Here is a 2191-nt window from a genome sequence, read left to right as displayed (position 1 = left end):
GGCGCGCAAGAGCTGCTTCAAAGCCTTGATGATCTCGACCGTCCGCTGACGCCCGAAGAAATCACCGCCTATGGCGCGGCGATCCAAAGCCAATTCCCGATGACGCCTGAAATGATCCTGGACTATCGCCGCCGTGTCGATGAAAGCCAGAAAGCGGCTGCAACACCGCCGTCTGGCCAGTTTCCAAATGCCATTACGGATGCCAAGCGACTGACGTTGGATTCTGCTCAAGAACCCGAGGTTCTGCTGACTGGACCGGATACTGTCAGCGTCATGGCCTTCTATGATCGCACAGGTGCGGCCTGGCCGGTCGCATCTTATGTGATTGGTAAGCCTAAGAGCTTTCAGGTCTATGCGATGCAGGAAGGCTCCAATCAACTGGCGGTCACGCCCCTGGTGCCGCATGGGTTTTCCAACATCGTCGTGTCGCTCGTCGGAGAAAGCCGGCCCTTGGTGTTCGAGGTCCGGACAAACTCACTCAACACCCATTATCGCCGCGATTTCACAGTGCACGGATTGGGCCCCAACGCGGCCTCAAAACCGCTTCAGACCAGGCAGAGCGAACCCGTCGCCCGCGCGTCTAACGATGTGATGATGGCCTTTGCCACTGGGGCCGATATTCCGGGCAACGCTGTGCGCCTCTCGACGGACAATCCAGCCGTGCGGGCCTGGAGCTATGACGGCGCGATCTATTTGCAATCGGCCGATGCGATCATCTCGCCGCCCGCCTCAAGGATCCTGACCGGCCCCGGGCAGGTCAAAGCCTATCGGATCAGACCGACTTCCGTCGCTCTTATCTCATCGAACGGCCGTGTCTCGAAAGTGAGGATTTCTCAATGACTGAGTCAAAAGAACCAAACAAGAACAGTGATGATGCGGATATCGGGCCAGCGGTCGATCCGACGGACACCGCAAGCCGGGATCGCACAAGCCATATCAACCGTGAGCGTAAGGGCGGCTTGCTCTCGTTCAGGAACATCGCCGTCCTCACCATTCTCGTAGTGGGCGGTGCGGTTGGCTACGAAGTCTGGAAGAACCCCGAACTCATCGGGCCAAGTAAGGTGGCAGGGACACCGAACGTCGATGATACACCTGCGGGCGATCAGTTGCGCACGTCAGAGCGCTATCAGGACAATCTGCGGCAACAGAACCAGGACGGTGCGCTTGAGGCGCAAGACAATGACACCTCTTTCATTGCGACACCGGACGAGCCGTTGCGCCAGATCGATGAGAAACCACCGGCCATCGCGCCCAACCCGAACCGACCCTTGCCCCCGGCCAATGTGCCCGTCGAGACTCAGCAACCGCGGACCGTCGTGATTGATCGCGAGCAACCCGTGCGACAGCAGGCGCAGCCGATCCCAAACCAACCCGCATCACCCGACTATGCGCGGATTAATCAGCTCGCGCAGCTGATGGCCACGCAGCAGCAAGGATTGCTGAGTTCCTGGCAGGTTCAACCCTCTGCAGGCACAGTTGTGATCGAAGAAGACTTGTTGCCGAAGGAAGAGCCAGCCTTTGAAGGCACAGCAGCCAATGGTAGCGCAGCGCAACGTGCCTCCCCTGCCCCTTCTCAGCCGCTGATCCGAGCCGGAGATGTCGTTTTGGCCTCGACAATCATTACCAATGATAGCGACACCCCCGGCCCTGTCGTCGCTGAAATCCGCAAAGGCCCTCTCAAAGGTGCACGTTTATTGGGTGGCTTTGAAGCAAACCAGAACAACACCCATCTTGTCGTTCAGTTCAACTCAGCTGTCTTGCCCGACGGGACACAGGTGCCCGTATCGGCCTACGCCGTGGATTCACGGCAGAAGTCACTTGCTGTGCGTACCGATCTGGATCGACGGCTCTTTGCGCGTTATGCGCCACGTGTTGCAGCAGCCTTTGTGTCGGGCGTTGGCGAAGCGCTCTCTGACCCCGGTACGTCCCTGATCGACCTTGGCGGCGTCACGGGCGTCACGCGCCCTGCCGCAACCATCGAACAAGGACTGTACAAAGGTCTCGCAGAGGTCGGGAACGATCTGGCCGGAGAGTTTGTACAGAGCGCTCCGAAAGGCCCTCTGATCTCGCTGCGCTCGCGTCAGATCATCGGCGTCTTGTTCACCAGCAATGTGGAAACGCCCACGCGTTGAGAGCGAAAGGTCGATCATGGCGGATGACCGTTACAATATCTATCGCTCAACAGTGCATT

At 58.8% G+C, this 2191-nt stretch carries 2 protein-coding genes; both read left to right on the top strand.

The features are described from left to right. The coding region (locus Q1A75_RS23750) for a DotH/IcmK family type IV secretion protein (protein WP_299593495.1) at positions 1–840 on the top strand (840 nt) is incomplete at its 5' end. Further along, entirely contained in the window at positions 837–2132 is a 1296-nt protein-coding gene (locus tag Q1A75_RS23745; protein ID WP_299593498.1) for a hypothetical protein, read from the top strand. The genes Q1A75_RS23750 and Q1A75_RS23745, both read left to right, overlap by 4 nt. Positions 2133–2191: the final 59 nt, after the last annotated feature.

This window comes from uncultured Tateyamaria sp. (genome assembly GCF_947504105.1).
Classification (GTDB): domain Bacteria; phylum Pseudomonadota; class Alphaproteobacteria; order Rhodobacterales; family Rhodobacteraceae; genus Tateyamaria.
The sequence above is the reverse complement of the archived record's forward strand: the minus strand, read 5'-3'. Positions and strand labels throughout refer to the sequence as shown.